This window comes from Syntrophotalea acetylenivorans, from assembly GCF_001887775.1.
GTDB lineage: Bacteria > Desulfobacterota > Desulfuromonadia > Desulfuromonadales > Syntrophotaleaceae > Syntrophotalea_A > Syntrophotalea_A acetylenivorans.
Window position 1 is genome coordinate 2914448 of record NZ_CP015519.1, and the last position, 16073, is coordinate 2930520.

The following is a 16073-nucleotide window of genomic DNA, read 5'->3' on the forward strand; positions in this document are numbered from 1 at the left end:
GGTAATACAATGCCCCATTGCCAGGCTCGATTCAAGTTGCCGCAAAGCAAAATGAAGCCGGGCGGCACCAAAGTACGATGTACCAAGTGTAAGATTGTATTTATGGTCACCCCGCCTCAGGACGACGTCTCGCCAGAGGACACAAAATCTGGAAACACTACAGAGGATACTCGAGAAGAGAGCGATTCGGGGTTTGCTGAGGGATTCGGCAAGGATTTCGATAATGCCGATTTTTTTTCCGATGGTGATGAAGGGGATGATTTTCTCCTTGGCGAGGCGGCCTTTGATGACGATGGCAGTGACCCCTTTGCCCTGGATGAAGAGGAGGCCGGGGAACAAGCTGATTTAAACTGGACGGAAGACTCGGTTCCATCCTTTCTAAATTCCGACCCGGAGCCAGCAGAGGATTTGCCTGTAGCTGATGAAGTTTTTGGCGGAGAAGGTGAGGTCTCTGGGGCCTCAGGACAGGGGGGCCGGAGGAGCCGCCGGAGGTCGCCCTGACCCTTGCGGAGGACGACCCCCCGGAGGTTGGCGAATCGGTTTTGGGGCTGCCCGAAGAAGAGGTCTTTTTCGACGAAACTTCGTCCCGCACATCCTTGCCGGCACCACGACCACCGGCAGAGCGCCGTAAAAAATCCCGCAGGGGGTGGATGTGGTTGCTGTTGCTGGTGGCGTTAATGGCCGGCGGTGGTTATTTTTACTATGCTCGCCAGCAGCTGACGTCTTACTGGCAGGAACTGTTGGTCGAATGGCAACTGATTCCAGAGCCTCCCGCCGAGGGCAAGGGGCTTAAGCCGGTAGAGCTGACCGGTTATTTTATAAACAGCCAGAGGGAAGGTCAGTTGTTTGTTATTCAGGGGCAGGTTCTGAATGAAGGTATTGAGCCGCGGGCGGCTATCGTCGTGAAGGGTAGCATCTATGATGCGGCCGGAGCACGTTTGGCTCAGCAGAGTGCTTTCTGTGGCAATCCCATGGGCAAGGAACAGCTTCGTGTCTGGCCGATAATGCGTATCTCCGAGCGGATGCAGAACCAGTTTGGGGAAATGCTGACCAATCTCAACCTGGAACCGCAGCGGGCTATTCCGTTTACCCTGGTGTTCAAAAATTTACCGGGTGAGGTTGCGGAATTCGAGGTGATTGTCGAGACCAGCGAACCGGTAATCAAGTAGTTTCCGTTCGGCAACGGCTCTTTCCCGCCGTGGCGGCGTCAATCTTCGAACTTGCTTGTGCGGCGTACCGGTGTACGCCTCCGCGCAAGCTCTTGATTTTCTTGCCACGACGAAAAATCCCTCGTTTTCGATTCGGAAACCTGCGCAGGAAATGAAAAAGCCGCCTTAAGGGGCGGCTTTTTTTCATTGTCTTTGGCTAGCTATTTGGATTACCGGTCATGCTTTGGGTTCGTCGTCTTTTTTGTCTTTCGGGGTGACGTCAATTTCGTCTTTCCCCTGGAGACTTCTGCGAAAATTGGTGATGCCTTTGCCTAAGGCAGACCCAATTTCAGGCAGTTTCCGGCCGCCAAAAATTAATACGACAACGGCCAGGATCAGAATTAATTCAAAGGTTCCGGGAATCCCCATGCATTCCTCTTTAATGCATTCGCAAAACGTATAGGATGGCTAAGCAAAAACTCTGTTCTACAAGGCTTGGTGTTTTTTCAGAGATAAAGGCATACATTTAGTATGTCTAGGTCCTGAAAAAATGTCCTAACGCCGTAGGGTGGACTTTTTGCGACGCTATCTCTTTAAAAGAAAAGAGGAGCGCCTTTAGGGGCGCTCCTCTTCGCTATTTTGTCAGGGAGCTTTGATGCAGTCTACGGGACAGCAATCAACGCAAGCGCCACAATCGGTGCAAGCTTCGGCGTCGATGACGCGAACATCGCCCTGCTCAGCAATAGCGCCCAGAGGACAGGAGTCGTCGCAGGCACCACAGTTGATACATTCGTCAGTGATGGTGTAAGCCATGGAATTTACCTCTTTTTCGTTAGGATGTGATTCGCCTTGCTAATAATAACAAGTAAATAGGAAGAGCCTGGAGGCTTTCCCTTTACAGTTTGCTATTAGGGAGCTTTGATGGCGTCCACGGGGCAGCAGTCAACGCAAGCGCCGCAATCGGTGCAAGCATCGGCGTCGATGACGCGAACATCACCCTGCTCGGCGATAGCGCCCAGGGGGCACTCGTCGTCGCACATGCCACAGTTGATACATTCTTCGGTGATGGTGTAGGCCATGGGGTTTATCTCCTTTTGTTAAAACAGGATCGGTGCTGTTTATTGGTGGAGTATATTAGCAAAAATGCTATTAGGGAGCCTTGATGGCGTCCACGGGGCAGCAGTCAACGCAAGCGCCGCAATCGGTGCAAGCATCGGCGTCGATGACGCGAACATCACCCTGTTCTGCGATAGCGCCCAGGGGGCACTCGTCGTCGCACATGCCACAATTGATACATTCTTCAGTAATAGTATAGGCCAAGGAATTCACCTCCTTTGCTTTTAGATTATGAGCAATGGCTTCAATGCCATTGCGATTCTTTATACAACAGCTAGAGTTTCCTTGTCCACCCTAAAGCACTGTCCTTGCGGGAGCGGCTATAAAACCCCTTGCATTTACCCCGGCCGTGCTTTAGTATTTCGAAGTTTGTACCGGATACGGAAGCCGCTTGTTTTATAAAAAAGCGTTTTATTGTTCAAGAGTTAGGCGTCATTTTGTTGGTCTGCCTAACAAAAAAGCTAAGGAGAAAGTTCATGGATATTCTTGCTCTAAATTGTGGCAGCTCATCGGTAAAATACCAGCTTTATAACTGGGACAAAAAGGAAGTTATCGCCAAGGGTGTTGTTGAGCGGGTCGGCATCGGCAATTCGTTCATCGGCCACGAAGTTCCCGGCCGGGACGATTACAAGAAGGAGCAGGATTGCTCCGACCACACCGTTGCCATCGAGCTGATTATCAATACCCTGCTCGATAAGGAAGTCGGTGTAGTAGATAACATGGATCAGATTTCCGCCGTCGGCCATCGCGTGGTTCACGCGGGTGAAAAATTTGCCAGTTCGGTCCTGATCGACGATGCGGTGCTCGAGGCAGTCAAGGAATGCTCTCACCTTGCTCCCCTGCACAATCCGCCCAACATCATGGGCATCGAAGCGGCTCAAAAGGTGTTGCCCAACGTTCCTCATGTAGGCATCTTCGACACCGCTTTCCATCAGACCATGCCCGAAGAAGCCTACATGTACCCGCTGCCCTACGAGTGGTACGAAAAGCACGGCGTTCGCCGTTACGGTTTCCACGGCACCTCCCATCTCTATGTGTCCAAGCGGGCCGCTGTGCTGCTCGGCAAGGATTCCAAGGATTGCAACATCATCACCCTGCACATCGGTAACGGTGCCTCCCACGCGGCGATTCGCGGCGGTGTTTGCGTCGATACCAGCATGGGCATGACCCCTCTGGAAGGGGCGGTTATGGGTACCCGCTGCGGCGATATCGACCCTGCCATCCCGACCTTCATGATGGAGGCAGAGGGCTACACCGCCAAGGAGATGGACAGTATTCTGAACAAGAAGTCCGGTTTGCTCGGCATTACCGGTCAGTATACCGACCGTCGCGACATCGGTAATGGCATCGAGGCTGGCGACAAGCGCTGCAAGCTGGCCAATGATATCGAGTGTTATCGCATTAAGAAATACATCGGTGCCTACATGGCAGTTCTGGGCAAGGTCGATGCCATCGTCTTCACCGCCGGTGTCGGCGAGATGGGTTCCGAAATCCGTCAGCAGGCTCTCGAAGGTCTCGAGCCCCTTGGCGTCAAGGTCAATAAGGAGCTGAACCTCAAGACCCGTACCAAAAAAGCCGAAGTGGAAATCTCCACCCCCGATTCTCCGGTCAAGGTGTTTGTTATTCCCACCGACGAGGAGTTGGTTTTCACCGAAGACGTGGTCGGCATTCTGGAAAAAACTTATTGCGATCACATGGACTTTGACTATACCTTCAAGTCCAAAGATTACGAGCGCTAGTCAGTAAATTCAAATCGTTGCATAGAAAAAGGCCGGCTTGGGAAATTCCCTGCCGGCCTTTTTTGTTCATTTGTCCCGTCCTGAAATAAGTTTACAGCTAGGAGGCTTATTTATGGACACAGCAGAAAGTAAGCGGAAGAGACGTACTCAACGTGATTACACCATGGGCTTTAAATTGCAGGTGGTTGCTGCCGTAGAAAAAGGCGACATGACCTACAAGCAGGCTCAGAAGATTTATGGCATCCAGGGCCGCTCGACAGTGTTAAAATGGTTGCGAAAACACGGAAGGCTGGATTGGACCCAACCTGTGAGGATGACCATGCCCAAATCTCCCAAAGCCAAAGAAAGTCCCGCACAGAAAATCAAGCGACTCGAGCGCGAACTTGAGGATGAACGTCTTCGCAATCTGTTGTTGAATGAAGTGGTGGATATCCTGGATGCAGAGCACGGAACGGGACTGCGAAAAAAGTATATTGCCAAGGAGCGAGACGCCTTCAAAAACAAAAAGGGCTGAGTCTAAGCCGCGCTTGTAAGCTCCTTGGCATCACCCGGCAAGCCGTTTATCAAAGAGAAAAACGCAGTGAGCAGCGCAGCATAGAGTTGGCACCCGTCAAGTCAATGGTGATGGAGGTCAGACGGTTTATGCCGCGGCTTGGTACGCGCAAACTGTATTTTTTGTTGAAACCCATGTTTGTTGAGCAGGGAATAAAGTTGGGGCGTGACGCTTTTTTTGACTATTTGAGAGCGCATCAACTGCTGGTGACACCGATCAAGCGCTACACAAAAACGACGCACAGCAAACATTGGATGAAGAAATACCCGAATCGTTTAGGCAGTCAAGAGATCAGCTGTGCCGAACAAGCCTTTGTGAGCGATATTACCTACGTTGAAACGGATGAAGGTGTTCACTATCTATCATTGGTCACAGATGCCTATAGCCGCAAAATCATGGGTTATGAAGTCAGTGACAATATGCGTGCTGACAGGGTCGTAAAAGCTTTACGTCGGGCAGCTAAGCAACGACAGACAAGCCGAGCGTTAATACACCATTCAGACCGAGGTCTACAATATTGTTCAGCGATCTACCAGCAAGAGCTAAAGCGTCATGGTATGACGCCGTCAATGACAGATGGCTATGATTGTTATCAGAACGCTTTGGCCGAGAGGGTAAATGGTATTTTGAAGCAGGAGTTTCTGATCACCAAGTGCCGGACTTTGAGTGAGTTGAAGGGTTTGGTGCGGGAATCCGTCGATACCTACAATCGTCTGAGGCCACACCTCAGCTTAGACATGAAAACACCAGAAGAAGTACATAAGAAAGCCACCTCCGCAAGGGAGGTGGCTTGAAAAAACCGTCAATCTATTTTAGGACGTGACAGTTGCTTGCTTCCAGGTTTTGATCAGCCCTGAGCCTGAACAGCGGTAATAGCGGTGACGTTGATAATGTCGTCTACCGAGCAGCCGCGGGACAGATCGTTAACCGGCATGGCCAAGCCCTGAATGACGGGGCCGACAGCTTCGGCACCGGCCAGACGTTGTACAAGTTTGTAGCCGATGTTGCCGGCACCCAGATCAGGGAAGACCAGGGTGTTGGCTTTGCCTGCTACCGTAGAGCCAGGGGCTTTGCTGGCGCCGACCTTGGGTACCAGGGCGGCATCGGCCTGCAGTTCACCGTCGATCTGCAGCTCGGGAGCCATTTCCTTGGCGATGGCCAGGGCTTCGATGACCTTGTCGGCCTTTTCGTGCTTGGCGCTGCCCTTGGTGGAAAAGGAGAGCATGGCCACCCGCGCATCGACACCGAGGAAGCTTTTGCAGCTTTTGGCGGTCGATACGGCGATTTCGGCCAGGGCCCGTGCGTCCGGGTCGGGGTTGACGGCGCAGTCGGCAAACAACATGTAGCCGTTTTCACCGTATTCGGGGGTGTTGGTAACCATGATAAAGCAGGACGAAACGGTTTTCATACCCGGTGCGGGGCCGATGACCTGAAACGCTGCGCGCAACACGTTGCCGGTGGTGTTGTAGGCACCGGCGACACAGCCTCCAGCATCGCCTTTGCGTACCATCATGGCACCGAAAAACAGGTTATCGTCGGCGGTCAGCAACTTCAGGGCGTCTTCACGGGACAGGCCCTTCTTTTTACGGATCTCGACCAATTCGTCCGCGTAGGCGTCGAGTTGATCCGCGCTTTTGGGGTCGAGCAGGGTGACGCCCTCAAGGGAAACACCAAGCTCGGCAGCTTTTGCCTGCATGGCAGCGGGCTCGCCCAGCAGTACTACATTGGCGAGGTTGTCTTTTACGATCGGGCCGGCAGCCTGAATCATGCGGTCATCGTAACCTTCGGGCAGCACGACTGTCTGCACGCTCTGACGGGCTTTTGCCTTGATCTGATCTACTAAATGCATTGCTTCCTCCTTGGTGGCAGCAGGGAAAGGGTAAAGGTTAGCGGTCCCTTTTATACTTTATGGGATACTGAGGGTCAACTTATTTTGTCCCCTCCGATTCACTGTTAATTAAGGTCAGACGAATGATTGCTGGCATCCTGTAATGAGCTTGCTGTATAATGTCTTCATTACCAAAGACCACCGCTGGAGTCAGCTACCCTCGATGAACATTCATGGCCGGCATGATGCCATTCTCGCAGGATTTATTCTCTGTTCACTATTGTTGCATTTTCTGCTGCTGCACTTTCTTCCCGCCCGTCGTTTAAACGACTTGCGGCAGAAAGAGCCGGTCGTTGTCGAGGTGCGTCCGCCGCAGAACCGTGACCGGGAACTCGATCTGCCCCCTCAGCCGGATCAACCGGAGCCCCGTAAAAAACCGGCCAAACGGCTCGGTCCAGCTGATCTTACGGTGCCGAAGGAAGTGGCCCCCAAGGGTGATGCTCCCGAGGATCGATTGCCAGTTCCCAAGCCGCCCGCCCAGGCAAAGCCGCCTCAACCGTCATCGACTGCCAAGGCGTCGAAGGCAGCCTCCTTGCCTGATCCCGCCGCCATCGACCTTAACCTGTCACAGAATACCCGGACCCGTTATCAAGAGGAATGGCGACGTAAATATCGTCAGGATGTTGAAGCGGGAGATGCTGTCTGGCTCGACACCGAAAAAGATATTTTACTGTCTTTTTTTGATCGCTTCCGGCGCAATATCTACAATGTGTGGAATTATCCGCCGCCTGCGGCAAAGCGTGGAGAACAGGGGATTTGCCTGCTGGAAATCATCATCAATCGCGACGGCAGCGTTGAAGCCGTCAAACCTTTGGAAAGTTCCGGGTTCCCGACTCTCGATCGGGAAGCCGTGGCCGCGGTCTATCGCGGTGCACCTTATGGGCAGTTGCCCGGTGCCTACACGGATGATACGCTGAAAATCATGGCCTTTTTCCAATATCGTTTGTCTCTCAGCGGTCAGCGTGGCGGAGATATCTTCGGTGCCCGGTAAGTGGTGCGATTAAAAACCGTCGATAAAGTCCTGGTAATCGTCGCTTTCAAGCAGATCTTCCAGTTCTGCCGATACCTCAATTTTCATGCGCAGCAACCAGCCATCTTCATAGGGCGAATGATGCAGCCATTCCGGCGAGTCCTCCAGGGCGTCGTTGATCTCCAGAACTTCCCCGGTCAGCGGGGCATAAAAGTCAAACAATGTGTTTATCGACTCGGCTGTTGCCATGGGACTGCCGAGTTCCAACAGGTCGCCTGTTTGGGGAAGCTCGACGGAGGTTAATTCTTCCAGGTCCTCTTGCAGGTATTCTGATACGCCGATGGTCGCGGTATCTCCTTCCACCAGCAGCCAGAGATGTTCCTCCGTATAAAGCAATTCCTCGGGTATTTCCATTTATCTCCTCCAAACCTGATCTTAGGTAGAACTTTGACCGGCCTTGAATAACGCAAGGAATCTTGTTCTCTGCCGGCTTGAAAAAAACTATACGAGAAGGTTCGGGTCCTGTAAAGCGGGAAAAACGGACTTCAGGGGAGGGGATTGTGCGCGGTCTGTTCTAAAAATTGCAGCCGGGCGATACGTTCATTTTCCGGCAGTTTACTGATTTCTCTCGCCGCCTGGTAAAACTGCGCAAAATTATTGCCCTGTTGGACAAATAAGGCCAGAAAACTTGCGACCGTTTGGTGATAGGTATTAACGGAGGCCAGTTTTGCGTTGTTGAGTTGGTCTGATACCCACTCATCGTAACCACCGTCGCCGCCTGCTTCTCTTTTCCATTGATCGTAATCGGCGATAAATGATGCGAGTAGTTCGGCTTTGCCCTGCCGCATGCAATCAGGGCACAGAGGTTGGCGATAGAGGTCCGCCAATTGTTGGCGAAGGTTGACCAGCAATTGAATAAAGTCAACTTCCCCTTGAATTCGCTGGTGGTAAGCGGCTATGGCCCCAGGAGAAGCGTTATGATCCAGCCATTGATTAACCCCCAGTTGCTCAACGGCCGTGGCGAAGCCTTCGCTGAACTCCGGGTCATTGGGAAGAAAAAGCTGCTGGTGGGCCAGCTCGTGAAAGATAATGCCTGCCCAATCGACAGGCGATCCATTCAGAAAGGTTCTCAGTACCGGATCGTCGAACCAGCCAAGGGTCGAATAGGCGGCCACCCCATAAAGATAAGTGTCATAGCCCTGTTTTTTGAGTTCTGCGGCAAAGGTTTCCGCGCGTTGGCGGTCAAAAAAGCCTTGATAGGGAAGACATCCTGCAACGGGGAAACACCAGTGAAGCGGTTGCAGATCGAACTCTTTGGCGGCGACCACGTTCCAGGTCGCGAAAGGACGGTTTAAATCGCTATAGCTTCGATAGCTGCCGTTGACGGGAAGTTTCAGTTCGGTGCTGGCAAAATCGCGAATGCGGGAAATCTCTTGCAGTTGTGTGACGAGTTCTTCGGGGGTTGCAGGATCAGAGAGGAGCTTTGCGATGGGCGTTCTGCCTGCCAGCAGTGCCAGATGACCTTGAGTGCAATGGGCATAGTAGCCCAGTCGACTGCATCCGGCCATGATCACCAGACCGGTGATTAACAAAAAAGTGCCGATCGGTCTTTTAGGGCTCAGCTTGTGCTCCTGAAATAAGAGGGTAGATCAGGATCTTTCGGGCGAAAGCAAAAATCCCCGGCTGCAACCGGGGATTCTCGATGATTGTTATTCGTTGGCCGCTTTTGGACAGCCGCCGCAACCCTTGCCAGCTGCTGCAGAGGAGCAAGAAGGTTTGGCTGCAGGTTTTGAATAACCCTGCTGATACCACCCGCTGCCCTTGAGGGCAAAGGCGGTTTGGGAAATCAGTTTATTGACCGCACCGCCACAGGATTTGCATTCGGTCAACGGATCGTCGGAAAATTTCTGTCTGGCCTCAAAAACCAGACCACATTCTTCACATTGATACTCATACATCGGCATGGGGCTACCTCCAAGTTTTTTATCGTCGGTAATCTAATCACTTACCCCCTGTTTGTCAAGACCCGCCACCGTATATTCGTGGTCAATTAAAAATAGCTGCAGTTTTTTGTTGTCAAATATTAACTGAAACATGGTATAAGCATTGTTTAATTATGTTGCCTGATGATTTGGATATCATCAGTAAGCGAGTTTGAATCGAGCTTCCTATCTACCGACAGACTTTTTCTTAATCAGCTTGTCAGGGAGAGAGATGAGCTTTTCAGGTACGACTACTCGAGGGATTTTACGCCTCTGGCTGATCCTGGCGTGCTGTTGTCTGCTCGGTGGTTTTTTTGCCGGCAGTGAGGCTGTTGCGGGAGAGGTGTCATTGCTGCGTCTCGGAGGGGGCGTAGAACGTTACGAAGTCGGTCCCCACCTGGAAATACTGGAAGATGCCGCGGGGCAGTGGGGCATCGACGATATCACCAAGCCCGCTTTCAATGAAGTCTTCACTCCAATCCACTCTTTCTCCATTAACCGCGGCGTCAGCGCCTCCACCTATTGGGTCAGGTTTTCCCTCAGTCAGCAGAAGGGTGAGGACTCTGCCCGGTCCCGTAAGATTCCTTGGCTACTCGATATAGGCTGGCCCTTCTTCGAACAGGTCAATGGCTATATGGTGTCCGGTGCAACGTCTCATTCCCCGCCAACAATCGCGCCGGTTCCTTTTTACGATGTTTTTCGTCCTATCGGCGGTCCCCACTCTAAAGACCAAGGGCTGTTGGCCCGTCTGCCAAAACTCGTCAGTGCCGAACAGACTATTTATTTGCGATTAAGACCCAATGGAGTATTTTTCCTCCATCCGGTGCTTTGTACGGTTAAAAGCTATCTGGAAACATCAACGCTGCGGATGCTCTGTTTCGGGATTTATCTGGGGCTGTTGTTGGCATTATTACTCTATAATCTTTTTCTGTATTTCTGTCTGCGCGATCGCAGTTACCTCTGGTATGTAGCTTCCATTGCGGCGATCGGCATCTATTTTCTGGGGATCAACCGACTGACCTTTGAATTCCTTATTGATTATCCGCCGACCACCATTTTGCGCATCAATTTAGTGACTCTGTCCGCCAGCTTGATCGCTTTGGTGTTGTTTGCCCGGTCCTTTTTGCAAACACGAGAACGAGTGCCACGGATTGATCGTGCCATGCAGGGGCTGTTGATATTATTGCTGGCTGCTCTGTTGCAAGTTCCATTTATGCCCCTGTCTTATCTCAATCGCTGTTACCTTGTAGTCGGTGGTCTTGTTCCCTTTGGCCTTGTCATCTCCTCCGCGGTCTGTTGGAGACGTGGCTATCGTCCGGCTCGTTTTCTGGTTTTGTCCTGGGGGATTTACGGGGCCTGCGGTTTGGTCTACGCCCTGACTTTTATGGGCTTGCTGCCCTTTAACCAAGTTACTTTCCACAGCTTCCAGGCCGGTTCCGTCCTGGAAGCGATTCTGTTGTCTTTTGCCTTGGCCGATCGCATTAATTTGTTGCGTCAGGAACGGGAACAGTTGAGCCACAGTGAACGGCGCCACAAGGAATTGGCGGTAACCGATGGGCTGACTGGACTCTACAACCGGCGCTATTTTGAAACACAGATCGATCTCGAGATCGAAGGCTCAGATCGGCTCGGTCAAAAATTGACTCTGATGATGTTGGATGTGGATAACTTTAAGGTGTTCAATGATCGCTTCGGCCATCAGGCAGGCGACCACGTGTTGGCCACTTTGGGCGGGATTATGTTCTCTTGTGTGCGGGACAGAGATGTGGCCTGCCGCTATGGCGGCGAGGAATTCACCATTATTTTACCGGGCGGGCAGAATTCCACAGCCGTGGAAATCTATGAAAGGATTAACGGTGAACTGGAGGCCCATCGTTTCGGAACTGAAGGACAGAGCGCCGGCCGGATCACTATGAGCATCGGTGTGGCGGAACATCTGCCCGGCGAATCGGCAGAGAGTTTGTTGCGCCGGGCTGATCGGGCTTTGTACGAAGCTAAAGCGCGGGGCAGAAATCAGATCGTCATTGCCAGCCGGGAACCGGAAGCTGCATTTTTCTCCTGTTTCGATTCCTCTTCATCAAGCAACCAGCCCTACCTCTAGCTGTTCCCCCGGTTAATTCTCAGGTTTTCAGGTCCTGTTGTTCTTTGTCTGGCCTTGGTTGAGGTGGTTTCAGAGACTACCGCTGCCGAAGTGCCATATGCAGGGCCACCTGGATCGCCCCTTGTATCGCCTGTTCTTTCTTCTCAATTTCTACCTTCTCGCTGCGACTGCGATCTGCCAATACTGCACAGATGCAGGCGGCCGCAAAGCCATAAACCCCGGACATTTTGAATAAAGTTCCAGCTTCCATTTCATAGTTGAGGATGTTGAGTTGGCGGTATTCCTCGGTGATACCTTGGAGGCGTCGCAACAGGCGCGGGTTCGCTGACGATTGGGAACGCTCCTGTCCTTCGTAGAAGGTGTCGACAGAGGCGGTGATTCCGAGATGCCAAGGGATATCAAGGGTGCGAGCCGCTTCGACCAGGGCGACGGTGAGAAAGGGATCGGCTGCAGCCGGATATTCAAGGGGGGCGATGTCCTCGGCAGCCCCCTGACGGCAGAGGGCCGCTTGGCTGATTACCACACTGCCGGTCGTTATGTTGTCGGCGATGGCGCCGCAGGTGCCAACTCGAACCATCTGGCGAATGCCGACCTGATAGAGTTCATTGACCACGATGCTCAGTGAAGGACCACCCATGCCGCTGGTGGCAATCAGCAGAGGGCGGTCATTGGCCAGACGAACCAGGTAGCTGTTGAGGCCACGCTGAAGGGACAGGGTTTTAAGGAGTGTCACGCCCGGCGTCTCCTCGGCAATCTGACGACTGCGTTCAGGGTCGCCGCAGAGCAGGGCCATGCGTGGAGGCGATTCCCCTAAATCCTGCCGATTGAAACCGATATGGTAGAGAGCGAAGGGCTTCATGGTGTTTGATCCTGTCGTCGGTTCATCGAAAAGGCCATCGGCAACAAGGCAGCAAGAGAGCTCTCCAGGCGCTGGTCTCCCTGACACAAGGAAATAATCACAGCATCGGCGGCGAACTCCCTGAGCACTTGTCGACAGGCGCCACAGGGAGGGGTCGGAGTGGCCGTCGGGGTATAAATGGCCAAGGCGACGATCCGTTGATGCCCCTGGGATGCGGCGTTGAACAGGGCGACCCGTTCGGCGCAGCAGGACAAACCCTGCGAGGCGTTTTCCACGTTGCAGCCGGTTACGATCTGGCCGCTGCCGGTCAGCACGGCCGCCCCGACCGGAAAATTGCTATACGGGGCATAGGCATATCGACAGGCTTGGCGGGCTGCTTCTTCAAGGGCAGTTTTTTGAGTCGGGTTCAGGTTTTCCATTGCGGTGATGCCGCCTTCCTTTAACGCCGCTGCCAGCGCAACCAGAGACCAAGCAGCTTTTGCAATCTGGGGGTTAAGCGGCTGCGGTTATAGGCATCGGCGAGCTTCTTCATTATTTCGGCTTGGGTCGGATAGGGGTGCAGGGTGCGGCCGATGGCTGCCAGGCCGATGCCGTTGGTGACGGCAAGGGCCATCTCGCCAATCATTTCTCCGGCATGCTGGGCCACGATGGTCGCGCCCAGGATTTTGTCACTGCCCTTTTTTAGGTGGACGCGAGCAAAGCCTTCCGTCTCTCCATCAATCTGTGCCCGGTCGGTGTCTCCGAGCGGCACGGTCAGGGTGTTAACTTGATAACCCCGGTCGCGCGCTTCCTTTTCATACATTCCGACATGAGCGATTTCGGGCGATGTGTAGGTTGCCCAGGGAATGACCAGTCGCGAATTGCGTTGTCGTCCCATGAACAGCGCGTTGGCAATGATGATGCGCGCCTGAGCGTCGGCCGTATGGGTAAACTTGTACAGAGAGCAGACATCCCCGGCAGCAAAAATGCGGGGGTTGCTGGTTTGCAGTCGATCGTTGACCTTGACTCCCGCTTTGGGGTGAAAGTCGACATCGGCTGTTTCCAACCCGAGGTCTTCGATGTTGGGTGCTCGGCCGATGCCAACCAGAATCTGGTCGACGGCGAGTTGACTGGAGTGGCCGTTGTCTTCGTAGGTGATGATGCGTTCAGTCCCTTGCCTCTCGACCTGCTGGGTGCGGACGTTGAAACGAAGTTGAATACCTTCGGCGGCAAAAGTCTCTTGCACAATTGCGGCGGCGTCCTGATCCTCCCGGGGCAGCAGACGGGGGCCGTATTCCAGTATAGTCACTTCGCTGCCAAGGCGAGCAAAAGCCTGGGCCAGTTCGCAGCCGATGGGACCAGCACCGAACACCGCCAACCGTGGCGGTAACTCGCTGAGAGCAAAGACCGTTTCGTTGGTTAGAAAACCGGCTTCCTCCAATCCCGGAATGGGGGGCGCTGCAGCTCGAGCGCCGGTGCAGATGGCCGCCTTTTTAAAAGTCAGGATTTGCTCTCCGACCAGCAATCGGTCCGGTCCGGCGAAGCGGCCCTGGCCGAGAAAAACATCGACGCCAAGTTCTTCGCTGAATCTCCGTGCCGAATCGTGATCACTGAGCCCGGTCCGGACCTTTTGCAGGCGGGCCATGACTTCTGAAAAATCGGCCTGCAAGCCTGTTGTGCCAAGGACACCGAGTGGATTGGATTGGCGAGCGTTATGCAAGGCTCGGCCGGAACGGATCAGGCATTTAGAAGGTACGCAACCTAGGTTAAGACAGTCCCCACCTAACAGGGATCTTTCCACCAGGGCGACCTTGGCGCCAAGGCCGGCGGCTCCGGCTGCCGTAACCAGCCCGGCAGGACCTCCACCGATGACAACCAGGTTATAGCAGGGGGCCGCCTGCGGGTTTATCCAGTCGCGAGGATGAACATTATCGATCAGGGCCTGGTTGCTTTCGGTGGAGGGCAATATTAGGGGGTGGTGGTCCATTTGGTCGCTCCTGATGATACATGGCAGAGAATAGCATTGATGGCGGTACAAATAGCCCGTTTTACATCGTTACGACGCTTTTTAGGACGATATTCTTGCTTGGCCATCCTGTAAATTATGCAATTGTATCAGCATTAAAAGGACAAATTTTCGTAGAACCAGGTGCAAGCAAGTATAGCATGGAAAACCAGGGTAGCTTTGAACGGTTTTCTTATGGCTATCCGGAAAGAAAACCACTGATGTTGAGCCTCTACGGCCCATGGTAAACGTCCATCAGCGTTTTTTGCGCCGGAACAGATCGGTTTTCAGGCTAGACACCCGGTCGAGAAAGAGCAGGCCGTCGAGGTGGTCCATTTCGTGCTGAATGGCCACCGCTTCAAAACCGGTAGCGCGAATGACCTGAAGATCACCCTGACGATCGAGAAATTGCACCAGAATATCCTCCGCCCGGGTCACATTGCCGGTGTAGTCGGGAACACTCATGCATCCTTCACGCATGATCTTCTGTCCTGATTGCTCGAGGATTTCCGGGTTAATCATCACCAGTTGGCCGTGATTGTTCTCCCGGCCGAGTTTGCTGTTGGAAACATCGACGACAACGACCCGTCGTGAGACACCGATTTGGGGGGCCGCTACTCCGACGGAGTGGCCCGATTCAATCATGGTGTCCAGCAGGTCCTGAACCAGGGTGTCGCACGCTTGGTCCAGTTCGGCGACCGGCTTACAAACCATTTTCAGTATCGGGTCGGGATAACAGAGGATTTCGCGAACAGCCATGGGTTACAGCTCCACCGGCGTGATATCACGCACTGTGATATCGACCTGCAGCTTTCCTTTTAACTCGGCCATTACTTCATCAATTTGTTCAATGGGGATGTCGGGTGGCAAAATGGCTTCGATCAACATGACGTAGACCGGGTTTTCCGGCGAGCCGACCAGCTTGGTGTTGAGGTCGGTGATGTTGATTTGCCGGTCGCCCAGTTCCTTGACTACCGGATAGACGATTCCCGGTTTGTCGGAACCGTAGACCGAAATCAGGCAGAGCTCGCCCTGTAGATAGGGTGCCGCTTCACCGCCGGGTTTCAGGGTGCGGATAAAGACAGACAGGCCATCCTTCTCGATGGGGTCAAAGGCGGTGCCGAAGCTCTCTTTGCTGACGAATCGGGGGTGGGATATAATCAGAATCATGGCGAATTGGCCGCCAAGAATGGTGCAGCTCGAATCGGCAATATTGCAGCCCAGGTCAAAAAGAACTTTCGTCACGCGGGCAACAATCCCTGGATGGTCGCGGCCGATGATTGTCAGAGCAAAATGGTTCATAGCGGGCTCCTGCTTAGGTGGGTATGATAGGTTTAGCCTTTGCCTTGGTGATGTATTTCTTCTAACATGACTCGTATAAAAATACCATCTTTCTGCAGGAGATCGAACAGTGTTGAACCGTAAGGATTTGGACATCACTTTTTTCAGAGCATCCGGGCCTGGCGGCCAAAAAAAGAACAAGACCGAATCGGCGGTGCGGATTAAGCATCTACCCACCGGAATGATGGTTGTCGCCACGGAGGAGCGTTCCCAGCAACGTAATTTGGAACGAGCTCTTCAACGACTTGAGGAGAAATTACAGGCAAAGCGGCGCCGGCCGGCAAAGCGGATCGCCACTCGACCGGGTCGCGCTGCCCGTGAACGGCGGTTGCAGCAGAAGCGCCAGCGTTCGGAAGTCAAAAGAGGCCGCAAGAACTGGCAGGAATAGCTTG

At 53.3% G+C, this 16073-nt stretch carries 21 protein-coding genes; 8 read left to right on the top strand and 13 right to left on the bottom strand.

Translation table 11 applies throughout. The features are described 5' to 3' along the window. Positions 1-9 precede the first annotated feature (9 nt). The gene (locus A7E78_RS13325) at positions 10-501 is read left to right on the top strand and encodes a zinc-ribbon domain-containing protein (RefSeq protein WP_072284726.1); all 492 of its coding nucleotides are present in this window, start codon (positions 10-12) and stop codon (positions 499-501) included. 41 nt (positions 502-542) lie between these two features. Beyond that, entirely contained in the window at positions 543-1169 is a 627-nt protein-coding gene (locus tag A7E78_RS13330; protein ID WP_145924910.1) for a DUF3426 domain-containing protein, read from the top strand. Between the two features lie 216 nt (positions 1170-1385). On the opposite strand, the gene A7E78_RS13335 is transcribed toward A7E78_RS13330, so the two are convergent. The 4 genes from A7E78_RS13335 to A7E78_RS13350 all read right to left on the bottom strand — a co-directional run bounded on the left by A7E78_RS13335 (position 1386) and on the right by A7E78_RS13350 (position 2468). Further along, complete coding sequence (locus A7E78_RS13335; RefSeq protein WP_072284728.1) at positions 1386-1577, bottom strand: twin-arginine translocase TatA/TatE family subunit; 192 nt, start codon at positions 1575-1577, stop codon at positions 1386-1388. A gap of 213 nt (positions 1578-1790) precedes the next feature. Next, positions 1791-1961, bottom strand: coding sequence for a 4Fe-4S binding protein (locus A7E78_RS13340; protein WP_072284729.1), 171 nt, complete (start codon positions 1959-1961; stop codon positions 1791-1793). Between the two features lie 95 nt (positions 1962-2056). Further along, complete coding sequence (locus A7E78_RS13345; RefSeq protein ID WP_072284730.1) at positions 2057-2227, bottom strand: 4Fe-4S binding protein; 171 nt, start codon at positions 2225-2227, stop codon at positions 2057-2059. Positions 2228-2297: 70 nt separating this feature from the next. Then, complete coding sequence (locus A7E78_RS13350) at positions 2298-2468, bottom strand: 4Fe-4S binding protein (protein ID WP_072284730.1); 171 nt, start codon at positions 2466-2468, stop codon at positions 2298-2300. Between the two features lie 272 nt (positions 2469-2740). Here A7E78_RS13350 and A7E78_RS13355 point away from each other — a divergent pair, with 272 nt between their 5' ends. Beyond that, positions 2741-4003: an acetate kinase gene (locus A7E78_RS13355; RefSeq protein WP_072284731.1), complete on the top strand. Its 1263-nt coding sequence runs from the start codon at positions 2741-2743 to the stop codon at positions 4001-4003. Between the two features lie 112 nt (positions 4004-4115). Next, positions 4116-5350, top strand: a protein-coding gene (locus A7E78_RS14865; protein ID WP_418361389.1) for an IS3 family transposase whose coding sequence is annotated in 2 segments (ribosomal slippage) — positions 4116-4484 and positions 4487-5350 — 1233 coding nt in all. Because the reading frame shifts where the segments join, the coding sequence is not laid out codon by codon here. Between the two features lie 53 nt (positions 5351-5403). On the opposite strand, the gene pta is transcribed toward A7E78_RS14865, so the two are convergent. Beyond that, on the bottom strand, positions 5404-6405 hold the full coding sequence (pta, locus tag A7E78_RS13370) for a phosphate acetyltransferase (RefSeq protein ID WP_072284732.1): 1002 nt from the start codon (positions 6403-6405) through the stop codon (positions 5404-5406). A gap of 142 nt (positions 6406-6547) precedes the next feature. Between pta and A7E78_RS13375 the strand changes: the two genes are divergently transcribed. Continuing rightward, positions 6548-7435: an energy transducer TonB gene (locus A7E78_RS13375; protein WP_083553137.1), complete on the top strand. Its 888-nt coding sequence runs from the start codon at positions 6548-6550 to the stop codon at positions 7433-7435. A gap of 9 nt (positions 7436-7444) precedes the next feature. Here A7E78_RS13375 and gcvH read toward each other — a convergent pair whose 3' ends face one another. The 3 genes from gcvH to A7E78_RS13390 form a co-directional block, all read right to left on the bottom strand. Next, a complete protein-coding gene (gene gcvH / locus A7E78_RS13380) occupies positions 7445-7828 on the bottom strand; it encodes a glycine cleavage system protein GcvH (protein WP_072284734.1) in 384 nt (127 codons plus the stop codon). A gap of 131 nt (positions 7829-7959) precedes the next feature. Next, positions 7960-9006, bottom strand: a complete 1047-nt coding sequence (locus A7E78_RS13385) for an aminopeptidase (protein WP_083553139.1) — start codon at positions 9004-9006, stop codon at positions 7960-7962. 117 nt (positions 9007-9123) lie between these two features. Further along, positions 9124-9378 carry an FmdB family zinc ribbon protein gene (locus A7E78_RS13390; RefSeq protein ID WP_072284736.1) on the bottom strand — a complete coding sequence of 85 codons (255 nt, stop codon included), beginning with the start codon at positions 9376-9378 and terminating at the stop codon, positions 9124-9126. A 250-nt stretch (positions 9379-9628) separates the two neighbouring features. Between A7E78_RS13390 and A7E78_RS13395 the strand changes: the two genes are divergently transcribed. Beyond that, a complete protein-coding gene (locus A7E78_RS13395; RefSeq protein WP_072284737.1) occupies positions 9629-11497 on the top strand; it encodes a sensor domain-containing diguanylate cyclase in 1869 nt (622 codons plus the stop codon). 76 nt (positions 11498-11573) lie between these two features. Here the strand turns inward: A7E78_RS13395 and A7E78_RS13400 are convergent, their stop codons facing one another. From A7E78_RS13400 to A7E78_RS13410, 3 genes are read right to left on the bottom strand one after another with little or no spacing between them, the layout of a single operon-like run. Further along, positions 11574-12356 carry a nucleoside phosphorylase gene (locus tag A7E78_RS13400; protein WP_072284738.1) on the bottom strand — a complete coding sequence of 261 codons (783 nt, stop codon included), beginning with the start codon at positions 12354-12356 and terminating at the stop codon, positions 11574-11576. After that, positions 12353-12775: a cytidine deaminase gene (locus A7E78_RS13405; protein WP_072284739.1), complete on the bottom strand. Its 423-nt coding sequence runs from the start codon at positions 12773-12775 to the stop codon at positions 12353-12355. The genes A7E78_RS13400 and A7E78_RS13405 overlap by 4 nt, the downstream gene beginning before the upstream one ends. Positions 12776-12795: 20 nt before the next feature. Then, complete coding sequence (locus A7E78_RS13410) at positions 12796-14322, bottom strand: mercuric reductase (protein ID WP_072284740.1); 1527 nt, start codon at positions 14320-14322, stop codon at positions 12796-12798. Between the two features lie 20 nt (positions 14323-14342). Between A7E78_RS13410 and A7E78_RS14975 the strand changes: the two genes are divergently transcribed. After that, positions 14343-14588 (top strand): hypothetical protein, encoded by a 246-nt coding sequence (locus A7E78_RS14975; RefSeq protein WP_145924911.1) that lies wholly within the window; start codon positions 14343-14345, stop codon positions 14586-14588. Between the two features lie 7 nt (positions 14589-14595). On the opposite strand, the gene def is transcribed toward A7E78_RS14975, so the two are convergent. Further along, the gene (def, locus tag A7E78_RS13415) at positions 14596-15099 is read right to left on the bottom strand and encodes a peptide deformylase (protein ID WP_072284741.1); all 504 of its coding nucleotides are present in this window, start codon (positions 15097-15099) and stop codon (positions 14596-14598) included. A gap of 3 nt (positions 15100-15102) precedes the next feature. Further along, on the bottom strand, positions 15103-15642 hold the full coding sequence (locus A7E78_RS13420; RefSeq protein ID WP_072284742.1) for a glycine cleavage system transcriptional repressor: 540 nt from the start codon (positions 15640-15642) through the stop codon (positions 15103-15105). A gap of 109 nt (positions 15643-15751) precedes the next feature. Here A7E78_RS13420 and A7E78_RS13425 point away from each other — a divergent pair, with 109 nt between their 5' ends. After that, positions 15752-16069 (top strand): peptide chain release factor-like protein, encoded by a 318-nt coding sequence (locus A7E78_RS13425; protein WP_235606752.1) that lies wholly within the window; start codon positions 15752-15754, stop codon positions 16067-16069. Positions 16070-16073: the final 4 nt, after the last annotated feature.

What these genes read in the sequence shown, in the direction of transcription:
- A7E78_RS13395 (WP_072284737.1), top strand. Translation starts at nt 9,629, where the DNA reads ATGAGCTTTTCAGGTACGACTACTCGAGGGATTTTACGCCTCTGGCTG.
- pta (WP_072284732.1), bottom strand. Translation starts at nt 6,405, where the DNA reads ATGCATTTAGTAGATCAGATCAAGGCAAAAGCCCGTCAGAGCGTGCAG.
- def (WP_072284741.1), bottom strand. Translation starts at nt 15,099, where the DNA reads ATGGCTGTTCGCGAAATCCTCTGTTATCCCGACCCGATACTGAAAATG.
- gcvH (WP_072284734.1), bottom strand. Translation starts at nt 7,828, where the DNA reads ATGGAAATACCCGAGGAATTGCTTTATACGGAGGAACATCTCTGGCTG.
- A7E78_RS13390 (WP_072284736.1), bottom strand. Translation starts at nt 9,378, where the DNA reads ATGCCGATGTATGAGTATCAATGTGAAGAATGTGGTCTGGTTTTTGAG.
- A7E78_RS13375 (WP_083553137.1), top strand. Translation starts at nt 6,548, where the DNA reads ATGAGCTTGCTGTATAATGTCTTCATTACCAAAGACCACCGCTGGAGT.
- A7E78_RS13420 (WP_072284742.1), bottom strand. Translation starts at nt 15,642, where the DNA reads ATGAACCATTTTGCTCTGACAATCATCGGCCGCGACCATCCAGGGATT.
- A7E78_RS13355 (WP_072284731.1), top strand. Translation starts at nt 2,741, where the DNA reads ATGGATATTCTTGCTCTAAATTGTGGCAGCTCATCGGTAAAATACCAG.
- A7E78_RS13345 (WP_072284730.1), bottom strand. Translation starts at nt 2,227, where the DNA reads ATGGCCTACACCATCACCGAAGAATGTATCAACTGTGGCATGTGCGAC.
- A7E78_RS13405 (WP_072284739.1), bottom strand. Translation starts at nt 12,775, where the DNA reads ATGGAAAACCTGAACCCGACTCAAAAAACTGCCCTTGAAGAAGCAGCC.
- A7E78_RS13400 (WP_072284738.1), bottom strand. Translation starts at nt 12,356, where the DNA reads ATGAAGCCCTTCGCTCTCTACCATATCGGTTTCAATCGGCAGGATTTA.
- A7E78_RS13410 (WP_072284740.1), bottom strand. Translation starts at nt 14,322, where the DNA reads ATGGACCACCACCCCCTAATATTGCCCTCCACCGAAAGCAACCAGGCC.
- A7E78_RS13340 (WP_072284729.1), bottom strand. Translation starts at nt 1,961, where the DNA reads ATGGCTTACACCATCACTGACGAATGTATCAACTGTGGTGCCTGCGAC.
- A7E78_RS13335 (WP_072284728.1), bottom strand. Translation starts at nt 1,577, where the DNA reads ATGGGGATTCCCGGAACCTTTGAATTAATTCTGATCCTGGCCGTTGTC.
- A7E78_RS13325 (WP_072284726.1), top strand. Translation starts at nt 10, where the DNA reads ATGCCCCATTGCCAGGCTCGATTCAAGTTGCCGCAAAGCAAAATGAAG.
- A7E78_RS14975 (WP_145924911.1), top strand. Translation starts at nt 14,343, where the DNA reads ATGGCAGAGAATAGCATTGATGGCGGTACAAATAGCCCGTTTTACATC.